Consider the following 15511-nt stretch of genomic DNA (forward strand, 5'->3'; position numbering starts at 1 on the left):
GGACATGGTCGCCACCGGCGCGCTCGACCCGTCGACCGTGCTCACCCGCCAAGAGCCGATCAGCGACGCCATCGAGGCCTACCGGGTGTTCGACCAACAGCAGCCCGGCTGGGTCAAGGTCGCCCTCGAAGGCCTCACCTGACGCTCGCACACGACCACCGCCACCCTCGTCACGAGGAGACAACACGTGGCACGGCACGACGCACGACTGCCCAAGCCGATCACCCCCTAACTTCACGGTGCACTCGACTACCGGGTTCCTCGCGCTCAACGTGGTCGCCCCGTGCCACGGGATGTCCCTCGCACGACTTCGGGCTCATCCGCCGTCCCTCGGCCTCGGGGAACTCGGTGGGCTGATGGCTCGAGCTGGGCCCTGTCAGACGCCGTGCAGGTGCACGCGCGCCCAGCTGTTGTTGACGTAGCCCTTCGGGTTCCAGACGTGCTCGGGGCGCTCGGGCTGCAGCGCCGCTGAGGAGTCCCAGGCCCGGGCCAGCACCGTGACATCGCCGCGCGGGACCTCGACGGTGGCCGACCAGTGGCGCCAGGCCCAGGGGCTGAGCTGGGCCGCGAGCTCGGCCTGTCTCCACGTCTGGCCGTCGTCGGTGGAGACGTCAACGCGCACGACAGTGCGGTCCCCGCCGGCGAACGCGTACCCGGTGACCGTGGTCGGTCCGGCGGGCACCTGCGCGCCGTCGTCGGGCGAGAGCACGTCGGAGTTCACCGCGACCAGGCCCAGCGCGACACCGTCTCCCGGCCCCGTGCTCGACGGGTCGACCTCGGGCGGCAGCAGCCGGTACGTGCTGGCCTGGAAGAAGTTGTCCGAGGGCTCCTCCTGCACGGTGATCCGCTCGAGCCACTTCACGCTGCGGGCGCCGATGTAGCCCGGGGCGACCACGCGCACCGGGGCGCCGTGGATCGCGGGCAGCGGTTCGCCGTTCATCGACCAGGCCAGCAGGACCTCGGGCATCAGAGCCTTGCGCGCCGGGATCGACCCGCCGTAGGGCGCGCCGGTGGCGGGACTGGTGGCGATGTCCGCACCGGTGAACGCGACATCGGTCGCGTCATGGTGGACGCCCACGTGACGCAGCAGGTCGGCGACCCGGACCCCGGCCCATCGCGCGGTCGCGGTGGCGGCGGGGCCCCACGGCGCCTCACCGGGGATGTCGCGGACCTCGATCAGGCCCGCCCGCCGATTGCCGGCGCACTGCAGCGTCGCCGTCTCGGTGTGCTCGGTGAACAGGCGCCGCAGGTCGTCCAACCCGAAGGTCGCCGGCCGGTCGACCAGGCCGTCGACCCGCAGCGTCCACGCGTCGGGATCGATCTCCGGCACGGAGCCGTGATTGCGACTGTAGAACGTGTCGACGGCGGTGGTGTCCTCGCCGGCCAGCGCTCTCGGCGGCGGCTCCGCGTTATAGGGATCGACCTGGTGGACGACCATGTCGTCCCGTTTGCCCCACACCCTGCCTCCTGGTCCGACAGGCGTCGCTCGGCCGGCGCACTTCGACGTTCTTCGTCGCCGCTCGTCCCCTGACCGGCCGAAACTGCCGCAGATTCCCGGCCACCGGAACGTCGCCCGTGTCGCGCAGGGTCAGTCGCTCGTGTCCTTGTTCTGGTCGATGATCGTCTGGCGCTCGGGGGTGATCCAGAGGATCACGCGCTCGGACTTGATGCCCTCCGGCGGGTAGTCGGTCCCGAGGTACTGGTGGGCGACCTCGTCGATGTGCTTGCGGGCCTCGGATCCCGTGGTGGTGCGGTCGACGCGTCCACGGATCTCGGCGTATCTATAGGGGTCGCTCTCGTCCCGGATCAGCACCGTGATCCGGGGGTCGGACTGCAGGTTCCGGTACCGCTTGCGGTGTGTCTCGGTGTTGAGGACCAGCGCGCCGTCCTTGATCGCGACCCATAGCACCTGGGTCTGCAGCCTGCCGCTGGGCAGGACGGTCGTGACCGCCGCGAAGTTCTTGCCGTTCGCGAGCTCCTCGGTGACCGGGTGGAGCTCTGGTCCGTTCATCGTGTCCGCCATCACGGATCCTCTCGCGTCAGGGGGTGCCGCACGGTGGTGTCGCGTAGCGAGGAGCTCCACCAGGTCCGTGCAGGGGCGGCGGCCGCATGGCGGCCACCGTCCGCGCCTCCGGGATGGCAGGCTCTCCTCGATGCACGGTCGTGGTGGTCAGGCCCGGAGCTGGGCGAGCAGGCCCGCCATGTCGGTGGCGCCCCACCGCTCGACGATCTGGCCCTCCTCGAAGCGTCCGAGTTGCAGCCCGCGCACCTCGATGCGCCGGCCTGTCGCGGCGACGCCCTCGAACTCGCCCTGGTGGGTCCCGGTGAGCGTGTAGGCGAACGCGATGGTGTCGTCGTCGGCCACCATCCGCTCCGGGGTGATCGTGAAGTCGGGGAATGCTGCGATCAGGTAGTGGAAGAACCGGCGGTACCCCTCGCGGCCCTGCTCCTGGAACGGCGCGGGGTCGTGGTCGACGGCGTCGGGCGCGAACATGATGTCCACTCCGGCGTCGACGTCGCCGGCGTTGAGGTGCTCGGCGGCCTTCTCCTGCGTGGCGATGTTGTCGTCTCGGCTGCTCACGGGGTCCTCCTGGGGTCTGGGGTGGATCGGGTGGGCGGCGGTGCCGCGGGCGTCACCCCGCGGCACAGCGCCACCGGGGTCAGGCGGCCGGCTTGAGCAGGACCTTGGTCCAGCCCTGGAGGCGCTCATCGAAGCTCTCGTAGGCGTCGGGGGCCTGGTCGAGGGAGAGTTCGTGGCTGACGATGAACGAGGGCGTGGCCTTGCCGTGGTGGATCAGCTGGGCGAGCTGGCGGTTGTAGTTCTTGACGTTCGCCTGCCCGTTGCCGATGCCCTGGCCCTTGAACCACGTGGTGCCGTAGTCGAGCGGGTAGCGCCCGGTCTTCGCGTCCTCGTCCTTCGCGCCCGGGTCACCGGGCAGGAACAGCCCGACCACGCCGATCTTCCCGGTAGGCCGCACCGCCTGGAACAGCGAGTTCAGGGTCATCTCGGGGTGCTCGACGCCCTGGGCGTCGTGGGCCTGGTAACCGACGCACTCGCAGCCGCGGTCCGCGCCGAGCCCCTCGGTGGCGTCGAGGATCTGTTGGGCCGGGTCACCGGCCGAGTCGTCGATCGGAACCGCGCCGGCGCGCTCGGCGAGCTTGAGCCGGTCCGGGTGGCGGTCGACGACGAACACCTGGCTCGCGCCGCGGATCACCGCGGAGTAGGCCGCCATGATGCCCACCGGTCCGCCGCCGTAGACCACGACCGACTCGCCCGGTCGCATCCCGGCGAGCTCGGTGGCGTGCCAACCGGTCGGGAAGATGTCCGACAGCATCGTGTAGTCGTTCTGCTTGTCCTGCGCGTCCTCGGGCAGGACCAGGCAGTTGAAGTCGCCGTAGGGCACGCGCAACAGCTCGGCCTGGCCACCCGCGTACGGGCCCATGCCGTAGAAGCCGTAGGCGCCGCCGGCTGTGCCGGGATTGACCGTGAGACAGAACCCGGTGTTGCCGCGCTCGCAGTTCTCACAGAACCCACAGCCGATGTTGAACGGCAGCGAGACCTGATCACCGACCTTCACACGGTCGACCCCGGAGCCGACCTCGACGACCTCGCCCATGTTCTCGTGACCCAGGATCTTGCCGGACTCGAGCCCGGTGCGACCCTCGTACATGTGCAGGTCCGACCCGCAGATGTTCGTGGTCGTGATGCGCACCAGGACGTCGGTCGGCTTCTCGACCGTCGCGTCCGGCACGTCCTTCACCGACACCGACTTCGGGCCCTCGTAGACCAGTGCCTTCATGGGGGATCGATCCTCTCCACTTGCGGGGAACGGGTGTTGCGGCACTCACGGGTGCCTGCGCGGCCCGATCAGCTGGTGATGGCCCCGCGCAGTTCCTTGGCGGCGGCAGCGGGATCGTCGGCGTTGCGGATCGACCCACCGGCGACGGCGACGGTGGCCCCCGCGGCCTGCACATCGCGGATGCTGTCGATGTCCACCCCGCCGGCGATCGAGAACGGCACTCCGGAGGCCTTGCCGTCGTCGATGACGGTCTGGATCGAGTAGCCCTCCTGGGCCTGCTCGTCGAGACCCGCGTGGATCTCGCAGAACGCGACACCGAGCTCGGTCACCGCGCGGGCGCGAGCAGCGCGGTCCTTGACGGTGATCATGTCGGCGACGATCTGCTTGCCGTGCTCCTGCGCCGACTTGACCGCGCCGCGAATCGTGTCGTCGTCGGCGGCGCCCATCACGGTCACGTAATCAGCGCCGGCGACGAAGGCGATGCCGGCCTCGAGCTCACCGGCGTCGGCGGTCTTCATGTCGGCGAAGACCTCCTTCTCCGGGTGCGCGGCCTTGATCGCGCTGACTGCTGCGATCCCTTCGTGCTTGATCAGGGGGGTGCCCAGCTCGATGATGTCGACGTGGTCGGCGACCTGACGCGACAACGTCAGGGCCTCCTCGAGGGTGGCGACGTCCATGGCGACCTGCAGCTTCATCCGGGTGCTTCCTTCGTCGGGTTCGGGTGGCGCCTCGTGGGGGTCATTCGAGGTTGGCGTGCGTGCGCCACAGCTCTCGGGCCTGCGTCCCGCTCGTCTGCCACAGGGCGTGGAACAGCGCGTCGGTGAGCATGAGGACCGACTGTTCGAACAGGCTGCCGGCGTACTGCACCGACGTCGTGCCGTCGAAGTCCTGCTTGTCGGCCGCGGGCACGACCAGGGCCTCGGTGGCCGTCTCTCCCAGCGGCGACTCGGCTGTCGTCGTCATGGCCACGACATCGGCGCCCTCGTCGCGGGCGGTCTGCGCTGCCCGGACGACCCTGGCCGTCGAACCCGAGCCGGACGCCGCGACGAGGACATCGCCTTTGCCGATGGCCGGCGTGGTGGTCTCGCCGACCACGTGGGCGTCGAGGCCCAGGTGCATGAACCGCATGGCCGCCATCTGCAGGGCCAACCCGCTGCGCCCGGTGCCCACGGTGAACACCGCGGGCGCACCGATCAGAAGAGCGCCGGCACGGGCCCAGGCGGCGGGATCGATCCCGTCGAACACACGCTCGTGCTCCGCCCGGATCGCGGTCGTGGCGTCGGTGACGTCCTGAGCACTCGGTCCAGACATCGAGCCCTCCTCTGTACACACGCGTGATCAGGTCGGCGACTTCTCCGCTATCACGTCCACGGGCTCGATGGTCGGCTGGGTGAACAGCACCCCGGTGTTGTCGGCGAGGGCCTGGGCGACCTGGCCCGACAGGTGGGTTTCGCGGCCCGCATCGGCCCCGAACGCGTCGTAGATACCGAACGACGACGTCCCGAAGCGCAAGGCGAACCAGCGAAGTGTTTCCGGTTCCTGCCCGACCAGGTCGAGCCCGTGCTTCAGGAAGTTCTCGACGTCCTCTTCTCGGCCCGGGAGGGCCTCGATCCGGACCAGCAGTCCGACGGTCACGGGTTTGGCCATGCTCGTTCTCCTCGCGGAACTTCGGTGGGTGGGTAGTGCGCCGGTCGCCGCGCTCCGCGGGCTAGGCCGTGACCCGGTGGCGGCCCTCGGCGAACTCCTCGACGAGCTTCGCGCCGAATGCGGGCAGGTCGTCGGGGTTGCGGCTGGTGACCAGGCCGTTGTCGGTGGCGACCTCCTGGTCGACGACGTGACCGCCGGCGTTGCGGATGTCGGTGCGGATGCTCGGGAACGACGTCAGGGTCCGGCCCCGGACCACGTCGGCCTCGACCAGCGTCCACGGGCCGTGACAGATCGACCCGACCGGCTTGCCGGAACGGACGAAGTCCCGCACGAATCGCACCGCGTCGGCGTTCACCCGCAGCCCGTCGGGGTTGACGGTGCCGCCAGGCAGGATCAGTGCGTCGAAGTCGTCGGGCGAGACCTCAGAGACCAGTCGGTCGACCGGGAACGTGTCGCCCTTGTTGATGTCGCCGTTCATCGCCTGGATCTCGCCGCTGTGGATCGAGAGCAGCGTGACCTGCGCCCCGGCCTGCTCCACGGCCTGGCGGGGCTGCTCGTACTCGACCTGTTCGACACCGTCGGTCGCCAGGATCGCCACCCGCCGACCGCGCAGTTCGTCCGTCATCGACGGTCTCCTCTTCTGTCCTGAACCGCTGTTTCCTGCGGCTTCGACGCTAGGCATCGACGCGCGCGGACCAGAGCCGTTTCCGGACGGGACGACGGTGCGGAATCGGCACTCGTCGTCGCGGGGACGGCGCCTGCCTCCTGTCAGCGCAGGCGGCGGGACAGGGTGATGGCGGGGGCCTCGCCGTAGTGGTGGCGGTAGGCGGTGGCGAAACGCCCGGGGTGGCTGAAGCCCCATCGGTGGGCGATGTCGATGACGCGGACTCCGCTGCCGGCTTCGGCTGCGACCAGGTCGGCGCGGGCGCGTTCGAGGCGAACCTGCTGGAGGTACTGCTTCGGGGACCGGTCGAGCTCGCGGCGGAACCCCGCGTGCAGGGCCCGCACCGACAGATCCACCGCGCGGGCGACGCCCTCGATGGTCAGCGGCTCGTCGGCGTGGGTCTGCATCAGGTCAGCGGCCTCGGAGATCGTTGTGCGAGGCGCGGTTTCCGGTCGGTGGCGTAGCGCCGACGTCCAGTTGTTGGGCTGACCCAGCAGCAGGGTGCTCATCACCTGCTCGCGCAGCTGCGCCGTCACCAGGGGATTGACCGCTCCGGTCCCGCCGTCGGCGAGCACCTGCTGCATCAACCGGGCCTGCCCCAGCACCGCAGTGGTCTCCGGGGCGTCCATGACGGGGTCGAACTGTAGGTCGGGCTTCTCTAGCTGAGCCGTGACCAACCGGGCCGCGAACGACTGCAGCGCCTCGAGGTCGACGCGAATCACCAGCAGCCGCAGCGCCTCCTCCCAGTCCATCACCAGCCTCGAGGCAGGGGTGCCCATCACCGCGGACCGCCCGGCGACGGCCTCGAATCGGCGGCCCTGGTGGCTCGCGGTCAGCGACCCGGCAAGCGGCATGGACACCGCCACGTAGCCCGGCAGCGGCTCCGCAGTCACCCGCACCGCCATCCCGTAGTCCATCTCCAGCAACGACAGACCCGGGAGGTGGAAGCCGAAGACCTCCGCGATGAACCCGCCGGCGTCGGCCGGAGCCACCGTGTGGGTGGACATGAGGTCGGTGACCTCCGACACCAGCTCGTCGAGATCGTCGGTGTGTACCAGCGGCCGACCCATGGATCTGGACGGTTCGTCGCTCATCGGCTCCCCCACGAAGGGACGGACAGCCGGCGGGCCGCCGCTGGTGGAGCGAGCCGGGCATCACCGCACACCGAGTACAGCGGGTATGCGGGTATGCGCGTCATCACCCTACGAGCGGGGCGCCCGGTATGGAACCGCGGGCATGCCCTTGGGAGCCGTTCAGGCGCGGCTGCGGTGGCGGGCGAGCCAGTCGTCGGTGGCGATCAGGGGTAGCAGCGCGGCCCACATGGCTGCGACTTGGGCGGGGAGTTCGTCGAGGGTGCCGCTGCGCTCGCAGATCAGGTGGTGCCCGGCCATCAGGGTCGCGACCTGGCGAGCCAGCAGCGCCACGTCGACCGTCGGGAGCAGCACTCCGGCCTCGGCCGCCGCTCGTAGGCGGATGGCGACGGCCTCCTCGGCGAATCGGTAGTGCGCGGCACCGTGCTCGACCGTGACGGCGGCATCGTTGAGCAGCCGGACCCCGCCGCGGACGACCGGATCGAGGCGCATCGCGTCCATGATCCGCTCGGTCAGCGCCACCAGGGTGAGGAGCGGGTCCCGTCCCCGTTCCCGGACCTCGACGAGCAGGTCGATCCAGGCTGCGTCCGTCGCGGCGATCACCGCCTCGGCCACGGCCTCCTTGTGCGGGAAGTGGAAGTACATCGCGCCCTTGGTCACCCCGCTGCGCGCCAGGATCTCGCTGAGCGTGGCCCCGTGGTATCCGACCTCGGCGAACCGCTCCGCCGCGGCCGCGACGATCGCCGCGCGCGTCGCCAACGACTGCTCGTGGCGCTGCCCGGGTCGACGAGGGCGGCGCGCACCTGACGCGGGATCGGCGGAACGGCTCACCGCGCACGCCTCTCGATCGCTCACGCAGGTCCTCCCCCACCGCCCGCGCGGCGTCGCGGCCGGTTGCGGCGACGACGCTAGGACCCGCCGCTCGGGTCACCGAGACGTTTCCGGACCTGGACCCGAGCCGGAATCGGCCTGCCTGCGGCGCTGCCCGAGAGGGAGGTGGGCCGTCGATGCGGTTCACCGAGCGCCGTGGTCGGGCACACGCCACCGGACGACGAGAACCCCGAGGCCGACCGACACGGCCGGGAACGGAGATTCCTTCCATGACCGAGGTCACGATCCCCCGCAGCGGCGACTCGACCGAGCCCACTCCCGACCCGGCCGAGCGCGACGCCTACTTCCCCTCGCCCTACTCGCTGAGCCAGTACGTCGCGCCACGGACCGACTTCGACGGGACCGAGGTCAACGGCGAGGCCGGCAGCCGCCGGAAGGTCCTCGTCATCGGTGCCGACGAGCGCTACCTGCCCATGGGCAACGGCCGTCTGTTCTCCACCGGCAACCACCCGGTCGAGACGCTGCTCCCGCTGGTCCACCTCGAGGCCGCTGGGTTCGGTGTCGACGTCGCCACGGTCTCGGGCAACCCGGTCAAGCTCGAGTGGTGGGCCACGCCCGCCGAGGACGCCACCGTCCACAACGCTCTCGACCGGTTCCTCCCCCGGTTCCGCGCACCCCGCCCGCTCGCCGAGGTGCTCGAGGACGGCCTCGACAACTACGTCGCCGTGTTCATCCCTGGCGGCCACGGCGCCATGCAGGGCCTGCACGACAGCCAGGACGTCCGCGCCGTCCTCGACTGGGCCCTCACCGCCGACCGGTTCATCATCACCCTGTGCCACGGCCCCGCCGCTCTGCTCGCCGCCGGGCTCGACCGCGACACCTCCCCGCTCGCCGGCTATGAGTCCTGCGCCTTCCCCGACGCCCTCGACACCGGCGCCAACCTCGACATCGGCTATATCCCGGGCCCGATGCCCTGGCTGCTCGCCGAGGGCCTGCGCGCGCAGGGGCTGGTCGTGGTCAACGAGGACATGGCCGGCCACGTGCACCGCGACCGCGGGCTCCTCACCGGCGACAGCCCCCTGGCCGCGAACGCCCTCGGCAAGCTCGCCGCAGCAACCCTCGTCGAGCGCGCCAGGGGCTGACGCGACCGGCTCGGGCTCCCGGATCACGGCGTGCACCACATCGCGAACCGGGCGAGCTACAGCGCCGTCCACGGGAGTTGCCGTTGTTCGCTTAGGTGTCCGCTTACGTCACACTTCGACCTGTCAGCACGCTCCACGGTCGATGATCCACTCTGGCGGGCACCACTCGTGACCAGCACGAACGTCTGTGAGCCATCACCGTGGCGGTCGTGAATCCTGTTTACTGGGTTCGGGGTTCGAGTCCCTGACGGCGCACCTTTTTCGCTGGACACAGCTCTACGGAGCGGTCTTCGAACGTGACTCTCTTTACTTACGGGCACGCTTACTCCTGCGCGATGATCCCTTCAGCGGTCGTCTGGAGATCGCTGGGTGCCGCCTCGTGCAGCCGATCGGGTTGGGCGGCAGGTCCCGCCGACGTGCCGAGGCCGACGTCACCCGCGGCGATCGAGGGCGTTGTGGCAGGTGTTGAGCTCGCCGCCCGCGAACCACGTAGAGAAGTGCAGGGCCGACGCGTCCATGATCGTGTCGGGCTCGCGGTACCAGTCGATGAGCGCGGCGGCCTCGCGCCAGAAGCCGTCCGGGTCGGTCATGCTCCGCTGACAGGCCGCCGCATACGGTCCGGACCGAGTGTCGCCGCTTCGATGACCTGTCGTTGGCTCCCGAGCCGCTCGATGTGTGTCTCGACGACGTCGCCGGGCTGGAGTTAGGGGAAGCGCCCGGACAGCGCGACCCCTTGCGGGGTGCCGGTCAGGATCAGGTCGCCGGCCTCGAGCGCGACGTACTGGGAGAGATCGACGATCAGGGCCGCGACGTCGAAGATCATGTCGGCGGTCGTCGAGTCTTGCCGTGGTTCACCGTTGACCCAGGAGGCGATACGCAGGTCGCTGGGGTCGATCTCGTCGGCCGGCACCATGGAGGGGCCGACGGGGCAGAATCCGGGCGCGATCTTGCCCTTGGACCACTGCCCTCCGGAGGTCTCCATCTGCCGGTGCCGGTCGCTGAGGTCGTTGGCGATCGTGTAGCCCGCGATCGCGTCGGCGGCGTCGCTGCGCTGGGCGAGTCGGTGGGTTCGTCGGCCGATGACGACGGCCAGCTCGACTTCCCAGTCGAGGGTGTCGCAGCCCGCGGGTCGCGTGACGGTGTCGTGGGGCCCGATGACGGTGTTCGGGTGTTTGAGGAAGACGATCGGATCCGTCGGAGGGGCAGAGCCGGTCTCGGCCGCGTGGGCTGCGTAGTTCTGGCCGATGCACAGCACCGCGGTGGGGCGGGCCACCGGCGGCCCGACGCGCAGGTGCCCGGGGTCCTCGATGAGCGGGAGTGCCCCGCGTTGCAGGGCGTCGCGGGCGTCCGCGAGACCTTCGGAGGCCAGCCACCGGCCGTCCACGTCCTGCGTCAGGGAGGTGAGATCGAACAGGTCGCCGCCCACACGCGCGACGGGACGTTCCCGGCCCTGCTGGCCGAGTCGCAGGATGTCCAACCGGCTACCTTCCTCCTCCTGGAGCTCGAGGCGTGCTCCGACGCTTGGTCGTCGCGTCCTCGGCGGTGTCCTGGGCCCGCCACTCGCGGGTGATGCGCGTGGTGAGGTTGTCGAGGTGGCGGATCATCGCGGTTTCCGCGGCCTGCCCGTCCTGGTCCTCCAGCGCGCGCAGGACCCGTTCGTGCTCCAGGACCGCCGGTCCGCGGCTGGTGACCCACGCGGTGGAGTAGGCGGCGAGGATCACCTGCGTGCGCACCCGTTCCAGGGACTCGGCGAGGCACTCGTTGCCCGCGAGATCCTGGATCGCGTGGTGGAAGTCGGAATCGGCGCGACGTGCGCCGTCCTGGTCGCCGCTGTCCACGGCGCTGCGGAACCGGTCGTGGACGAGGACCAGTTCCTCGAGGGTCCGCTCGTCGATGCGTGGGGCGGCCAGCCGCGCGGCGAGTGCTTCGAGCTGGGTGCGGACCGCCAGGGAGTCCAGGAGCTCGTAGCGGTCGGGGGCGGCCACGGTGACCGTGCCCGCCACCCGTCGCAGCAGTCGCTCGGAGAGCAGCCGCTCGACCGCGTAGCGCACCGGACTGCGGCTCATCTCGAGGTCGGTGGCCAGCCCGAGCACGCTGACCGGGGCACCCACCCCGAGGACGCCGTCGAGGATCCGGTTCCGGATCAGACCGTAGGCGGAGTCGGCGAGGGAGTCGGTGCGGGGGTCGGAGTTGAGGTCTGCCGAGGTCACGAGTGGCCCTCTCGCTCGGAGCGTTTCTTGAGTGGTGGGCGGAGAAGCCTAACCAGCCGGGATCGCCAGACCGGCCTCGGCGAGGTCGACCCACCGGCGATGCTCCCCAGCCTCGGGCGCGGGGACCAGCCGAACGAGGTCGGGGGTCAGCTCGGCGATCGAGCGGGCCCCGAGCAAGGTCATGGTGGTGGTGATCTCTTCCTCGAACAGGGCTGCAACCCGACGCACGCCCAGCTCGCCGGCGGCCATGAGGCCATAGAGGTAGGCACGCCCCACGAGCACGGCGTCCGCGCCGAGCGCGAGGGCCGCCACGACGTCGGCGCCGGAGGTGAAGGCGCCGTCGAGGAAGACTTCGCACCGGCCGTCGAGGCGATCGAGCACCTCGGGCAGCTGGCGGAGCGGGGTGGCGGAGCGGTCGAGCTGGCGGCCGCCGTGGTTGCTCAGCACGATCGCGTCGGCACCCGCGGACGCGATCCGGGCCGCGTCCTCCGCGGACTGGACTCCCTTGACCACGAGCTTGCCCGGCCACTGCTCGCGGAGCCAATCCAGGTCCTCGAAGTCCACGGCGGGGTCGAAGAGCGTCGCGGCCAGCTCGGCGACGGTGCCCTGCCACGAGTTCAGCGACGCGAAGCTCAGCGCGCGGGTGGTGAGCAGGTCGATCCACCAGTGGGGGTGGCGCGCACCGTCGATGAAGGTCCGCGGTCCCAGTGACGGTGGGAGGGTCATGCCGTTACGGACATCGCGCAGTCGCCGGCCCGAAACCGGGGTGTCGACGGTGAGCACGAGGGCCTCGTAGCCGGCGGCGGCGGCGCGGTCGACGAGCTCGCGGCTGCGGCCCCGGTCGCTCCAGAGGTAGAGCTGAAACCACCTCCGACACCCCGGGATGATCTCGGCGACGTCTTCCACCGAGCAGGTGCCCATGGTCGAGAGCGCGAAGGGCACGCCCGCCGCTCCGGCCGCGCGCGCGGTCGCGAGCTCGCCCTCGTGGTGCAGGACGCGCGTGAAGCCGGTCGGGGCGAACACGATCGGCAGCGCGCTCGGGGCGCCGAGGATCGTCGCGCGGGTGTCGACGGTGGACACACCGCGCAGCACCCGCGCGATGAAATGAACCGAGTCGAGAGCCTCTCGGGCGCGGGTCAACGATCGCTCGGACTCCGCGCCGCCCTCGACGTAGTCGAATACCGCTCGAGGCACACGGCGGCGGGCCATCGCCCGGAGATCCCCGACGCTGGCCGCCCGAGCAGCCCGGCGCCGGTCGCCGTCGAGCACCACCGGGCGCGGGCGCAGTAGATCGGCGAGCTCCGCCGCTCGCGGCAGCCGACGCGCCCCGTCCAGCCCTGTCCATCGCATGACCGGAACACTGCATCCACAGAATCGCCTCGTCAAGCTCTACTGCATCCATCGATGCGGGATAGGTGCCGTTCACGCATAGTTCGGTGTTGACTGAGTCACGACTTAGGACTACACCTGAATCCACCCCAGACCGAGGAGGAGCTTGTGTCATCGCGTGCGCCGTCCGTGCTCGTACCGCTGCCCGACCGCGACTTCGACACCACCGAGTCCTCGATCGCGTGGCGCGCCTTCGTCGACGCCGGCATCGAGGTCACCTTCGCCACCGAAACCGGCCGGGTCGCCGCCTGCGATCAGCGGCTGCTGCAGCCGGGCTTCTTCAACTGGTTCCCGGCCGGGCAGGACGCCCTGGACGCATACCGGGCGATGTCGAGCTCCCCGGCCTTCCGGTCCCCCATCACCTACCGCGACATCGACCCCGCCGACTTCGACGCGGTCCATCTCGGCGGCGGGCACGCCCAGGGCATGCGCCAGTACCTCGACAGCGGGGTCCTCCGCGAGCGCGTGCTCGGGTTCCACCGCCAGAACAAGACGATCGGCGCGATCTGCCACGGCTCGCTGATTCCGGCCAGGACCATCGATCCCCGCACCGGGGTCAGCATCATCGAGGGTCGCCGTTTCACCACCTTGACCCGCCCGATCGAGAAGTTCGCGTTCCGCTGCACCTGGTTCCGGGTGGGCCGCCGTTACCGGACCTACTGGAAGTACACCGAGACCGAGGTCGGACAGGCCGTGGGGCCCTCCGGCGCGATCGAGCGCGGCGAGACCCGCTTCGGCGCCTTCGGGTACTCCCTGACCCACGACGAGCCGATGGTGGTCGAGGACGGCCACTTCCTCAGCGCCCGCTACCCCCTCGACGCGCCGCGCTACGCCGAGGCGTTCGTCCGTCGCCTGGTCGACGACCGCGCCGCGGCGACGCCGTAGCGGCTCCCCGCTCCCCTTTTCCGGCCGAGGCTCACTCTCGGCTGCCTTCGCCTCGCCCGCCGCGGCGAGAACCACTGCTCCTGCTACCACGCCGGCCCGTGGCCGGCACCGGACGACCTTCGAGAGGGAACATCCATGTCGAACCACGCCCCTGCCGACGAGCGCCGGGATCGGCGCGGCACCAACGCCCTGTTCTCCGCGAACCCCCTCAAGCTCGGGCTCTTCGGGCCCAACTGCGACCGCGGCTGCGCGATGACTCTCTCCGACGATGTGCCGCTGCTGACCTGGGAGTACACCAAGAAGATCGCCCAGCTCGCCGACGAGGCCGGCTTCGAGGCCCTGGTCCCGGTCGCCCGCTGGAAGCAGATCGGCGACAACGGCTTCAACGGCCGCAACTTCGACACCTACACCTGGGCCGCGGGTCTGGCCTCGGTGACCGAACGGATCACGCTGGTCACCACCGCGCACGTCCAGGCCTCCCACCCGGCGGTCGCCGCCAAGCAGGTCGCCACGATCGACCACATCAGCGGCGGCCGGACCTGCCTGAATATCGTCAACGGCTGGTTCGAACCGGAGTTCAAGATGCTCGGCGGATCGTTCCTGCCCCACGACCAGCGCTACCGATACACCAGCGAGTGGTCCGAACTGCTCGAGCGGTTCTGGCTCGAGCAGGACGACTTCGATTTCCGCGGCGAGTTCTTCACCGTCGAGGGCGGATACTCCCAGCCGAAGCCGATCCAGCTCCCCCGGCCGGCCATCATGAACGCCGGGGGCTCGAAGACCGGTCGCGACTTCGTCGCCCGCTACGCCGACTCCGGCTATGCCCTGCTCGCCGGTTACGACCTCGCCTCGACCCGGGCGCTGGTCGAGGAGCGCCGGGCCGAGGCCGCCGCCTACGGACGAGAAGTGGACACCTGGACGACCGCCTACGTGATCCAGCGCGACACTGCCGAAGAGGCCGAGGCCTACCGACAGCTGGTCTTCGTCGACGAGGTCGACGAGAGCGCCGGCCAGGCCGCCGCGCACTATCTGGGCCTGAATTCCTCGGCCATGGCGCCCGACCAGTGGGAGGAGTTCAAGCTGCACCTGCGCGCCGGCTACGGCGGCTACCCCTTGGTCGGCACCGCCGAGCAGATCGCCGAAAGCCTCATCGGGCTCAGCCACGCGGGGGTCACCGGTGTGTCGCTGTCCTTCGTCGACTTCGTCTCCGGCCTCGACCGTTTCGTCGCCGAGGTGATGCCGCTGCTCGAGAGCGCCGGCGTGCGCAAGCCGGTCGCGGCGCTGTCCGCGGTCTCCTGAGCCACCCGCTATGGCTGCTCGCAACCCGGAAACCGACGGCGCCCCGCCCGCGGGCCCCAGCGCGGTACCGCTGGACGCGTCGGGACTGCGCCTGGTGCTCGGTGCTCACCCCGAAGGGGTCGTCGCCCTCGCCGCCGTGGTGAACGGTGCCCTCGAGGGCCTCGCGGTCAGCACGTTCACCCCCGTGAGCCTGGAACCCGCCCTGGTCTCGGTCTGCGTGGCACACACCTCGACGACGTGGCCACGACTGCGCGCCGCACCGCGTCTCGGGATCAGCGTGCTCGCCGAGGACCACGCACAGCTCGGACGCCGTCTCGCATCCACCGGCCAGGACCGGTTCGTCGGAACCTCAGTCACCGTTGGGGCCTCCGGAGCCGTCCTGATCGACGGGGCCTGCGCCTGGTTCGACTGCTCGGTCGAGGACGAGATCACTGCCGGTGACCACCTCATCGCCGTGCTCGCCGTGCTGGAGGCACACCATCGCCCCGACGTCCGTCCCCTGGTCTTCCACCGCAGCAGCTTCGCCCGCCTCGCCTGACCCGAACAGCGATCC

At 70.5% G+C, this 15511-nt stretch carries 18 protein-coding genes; 4 read left to right on the top strand and 14 right to left on the bottom strand.

The features are described 5' to 3' along the window. Window positions 1–376 precede the first annotated feature (376 nt). The 10 genes from WCD41_RS28805 to WCD41_RS28850 all read right to left on the bottom strand — a co-directional run bounded on the left by WCD41_RS28805 (window position 377) and on the right by WCD41_RS28850 (window position 7961). Complete coding sequence (locus WCD41_RS28805; protein ID WP_337718689.1) at window positions 377–1459, bottom strand: sulfite oxidase; 1083 nt, start codon at window positions 1457–1459, stop codon at window positions 377–379. Window positions 1460–1588: 129 nt separating this feature from the next. Then, window positions 1589–2023: a PPOX class F420-dependent oxidoreductase gene (locus tag WCD41_RS28810; RefSeq protein ID WP_337718690.1), complete on the bottom strand. Its 435-nt coding sequence runs from the start codon at window positions 2021–2023 to the stop codon at window positions 1589–1591. Window positions 2024–2170: 147 nt separating this feature from the next. Then, window positions 2171–2581 carry an ester cyclase gene (locus tag WCD41_RS28815; protein WP_337718691.1) on the bottom strand — a complete coding sequence of 137 codons (411 nt, stop codon included), beginning with the start codon at window positions 2579–2581 and terminating at the stop codon, window positions 2171–2173. 79 nt (window positions 2582–2660) lie between these two features. Further along, window positions 2661–3800 carry a glutathione-independent formaldehyde dehydrogenase gene (locus WCD41_RS28820; protein WP_337718692.1) on the bottom strand — a complete coding sequence of 380 codons (1140 nt, stop codon included), beginning with the start codon at window positions 3798–3800 and terminating at the stop codon, window positions 2661–2663. Window positions 3801–3868: 68 nt separating this feature from the next. After that, on the bottom strand, window positions 3869–4495 hold the full coding sequence (gene hxlA, locus WCD41_RS28825; protein WP_337718693.1) for a 3-hexulose-6-phosphate synthase: 627 nt from the start codon (window positions 4493–4495) through the stop codon (window positions 3869–3871). A 43-nt stretch (window positions 4496–4538) separates the two neighbouring features. Continuing rightward, window positions 4539–5111, bottom strand: coding sequence for a 6-phospho-3-hexuloisomerase (hxlB, locus tag WCD41_RS28830; RefSeq protein WP_337718694.1), 573 nt, complete (start codon window positions 5109–5111; stop codon window positions 4539–4541). 27 nt (window positions 5112–5138) lie between these two features. Next, entirely contained in the window at window positions 5139–5447 is a 309-nt protein-coding gene (locus tag WCD41_RS28835; protein ID WP_337718695.1) for a putative quinol monooxygenase, read from the bottom strand. A 61-nt stretch (window positions 5448–5508) separates the two neighbouring features. Beyond that, on the bottom strand, window positions 5509–6072 hold the full coding sequence (locus WCD41_RS28840; protein ID WP_337718696.1) for a type 1 glutamine amidotransferase domain-containing protein: 564 nt from the start codon (window positions 6070–6072) through the stop codon (window positions 5509–5511). A gap of 143 nt (window positions 6073–6215) precedes the next feature. After that, window positions 6216–7181 (bottom strand): AraC family transcriptional regulator, encoded by a 966-nt coding sequence (locus WCD41_RS28845; protein ID WP_337718697.1) that lies wholly within the window; start codon window positions 7179–7181, stop codon window positions 6216–6218. A gap of 183 nt (window positions 7182–7364) precedes the next feature. Then, on the bottom strand, window positions 7365–7961 hold the full coding sequence (locus WCD41_RS28850) for a ScbR family autoregulator-binding transcription factor (protein WP_337718698.1): 597 nt from the start codon (window positions 7959–7961) through the stop codon (window positions 7365–7367). A 341-nt stretch (window positions 7962–8302) separates the two neighbouring features. On the opposite strand from WCD41_RS28850, the gene hchA reads away from it, so the two are divergent. After that, on the top strand, window positions 8303–9175 hold the full coding sequence (hchA, locus tag WCD41_RS28855; protein ID WP_337718699.1) for a glyoxalase III HchA: 873 nt from the start codon (window positions 8303–8305) through the stop codon (window positions 9173–9175). A gap of 431 nt (window positions 9176–9606) precedes the next feature. Here hchA and WCD41_RS28860 read toward each other — a convergent pair whose 3' ends face one another. The 4 genes from WCD41_RS28860 to WCD41_RS28875 form a co-directional block, all read right to left on the bottom strand. Further along, complete coding sequence (locus tag WCD41_RS28860) at window positions 9607–9765, bottom strand: acetyl-coenzyme A synthetase N-terminal domain-containing protein (protein ID WP_373695215.1); 159 nt, start codon at window positions 9763–9765, stop codon at window positions 9607–9609. 113 nt (window positions 9766–9878) lie between these two features. Continuing rightward, the gene (locus WCD41_RS28865; RefSeq protein WP_337718700.1) at window positions 9879–10652 is read right to left on the bottom strand and encodes a fumarylacetoacetate hydrolase family protein; all 774 of its coding nucleotides are present in this window, start codon (window positions 10650–10652) and stop codon (window positions 9879–9881) included. Window positions 10653–10656: 4 nt separating this feature from the next. Continuing rightward, the gene (locus tag WCD41_RS28870; protein ID WP_337718701.1) at window positions 10657–11385 is read right to left on the bottom strand and encodes a GntR family transcriptional regulator; all 729 of its coding nucleotides are present in this window, start codon (window positions 11383–11385) and stop codon (window positions 10657–10659) included. 48 nt (window positions 11386–11433) lie between these two features. Continuing rightward, complete coding sequence (locus tag WCD41_RS28875) at window positions 11434–12735, bottom strand: alpha-hydroxy acid oxidase (RefSeq protein WP_337718702.1); 1302 nt, start codon at window positions 12733–12735, stop codon at window positions 11434–11436. Window positions 12736–12882: 147 nt separating this feature from the next. Here WCD41_RS28875 and WCD41_RS28880 point away from each other — a divergent pair, with 147 nt between their 5' ends. From WCD41_RS28880 to WCD41_RS28890, 3 genes are all read left to right on the top strand, one after another. Beyond that, entirely contained in the window at window positions 12883–13659 is a 777-nt protein-coding gene (locus WCD41_RS28880) for a type 1 glutamine amidotransferase domain-containing protein (RefSeq protein ID WP_337718703.1), read from the top strand. Between the two features lie 135 nt (window positions 13660–13794). After that, the gene (locus WCD41_RS28885; RefSeq protein ID WP_337718704.1) at window positions 13795–14958 is read left to right on the top strand and encodes an LLM class flavin-dependent oxidoreductase; all 1164 of its coding nucleotides are present in this window, start codon (window positions 13795–13797) and stop codon (window positions 14956–14958) included. Between the two features lie 10 nt (window positions 14959–14968). Continuing rightward, a complete protein-coding gene (locus WCD41_RS28890) occupies window positions 14969–15496 on the top strand; it encodes a flavin reductase family protein (protein WP_337718705.1) in 528 nt (175 codons plus the stop codon). The last annotated feature ends 15 nt before the right edge of the window (window positions 15497–15511 follow it).

It is taken from the genome of Actinomycetospora aeridis, from assembly GCF_037400275.1.
Lineage (GTDB): Bacteria > Actinomycetota > Actinomycetes > Mycobacteriales > Pseudonocardiaceae > Actinomycetospora > Actinomycetospora aeridis.

Excerpts from the sequence above, each read along its gene's own strand:
- WCD41_RS28835 (WP_337718695.1), bottom strand. The coding sequence starts at position 5,447 with ATGGCCAAACCCGTGACCGTCGGACTGCTGGTCCGGATCGAGGCCCTC.
- WCD41_RS28820 (WP_337718692.1), bottom strand. The coding sequence starts at position 3,800 with ATGAAGGCACTGGTCTACGAGGGCCCGAAGTCGGTGTCGGTGAAGGAC.
- WCD41_RS28810 (WP_337718690.1), bottom strand. The coding sequence starts at position 2,023 with ATGGCGGACACGATGAACGGACCAGAGCTCCACCCGGTCACCGAGGAG.
- WCD41_RS28840 (WP_337718696.1), bottom strand. The coding sequence starts at position 6,072 with ATGACGGACGAACTGCGCGGTCGGCGGGTGGCGATCCTGGCGACCGAC.
- hxlA (WP_337718693.1), bottom strand. The coding sequence starts at position 4,495 with ATGAAGCTGCAGGTCGCCATGGACGTCGCCACCCTCGAGGAGGCCCTG.
- WCD41_RS28885 (WP_337718704.1), top strand. The coding sequence starts at position 13,795 with ATGTCGAACCACGCCCCTGCCGACGAGCGCCGGGATCGGCGCGGCACC.
- WCD41_RS28845 (WP_337718697.1), bottom strand. The coding sequence starts at position 7,181 with ATGGGTCGGCCGCTGGTACACACCGACGATCTCGACGAGCTGGTGTCG.
- WCD41_RS28875 (WP_337718702.1), bottom strand. The coding sequence starts at position 12,735 with ATGCGATGGACAGGGCTGGACGGGGCGCGTCGGCTGCCGCGAGCGGCG.
- hxlB (WP_337718694.1), bottom strand. The coding sequence starts at position 5,111 with ATGTCTGGACCGAGTGCTCAGGACGTCACCGACGCCACGACCGCGATC.
- WCD41_RS28860 (WP_373695215.1), bottom strand. The coding sequence starts at position 9,765 with ATGACCGACCCGGACGGCTTCTGGCGCGAGGCCGCCGCGCTCATCGAC.
- WCD41_RS28890 (WP_337718705.1), top strand. The coding sequence starts at position 14,969 with ATGGCTGCTCGCAACCCGGAAACCGACGGCGCCCCGCCCGCGGGCCCC.
- hchA (WP_337718699.1), top strand. The coding sequence starts at position 8,303 with ATGACCGAGGTCACGATCCCCCGCAGCGGCGACTCGACCGAGCCCACT.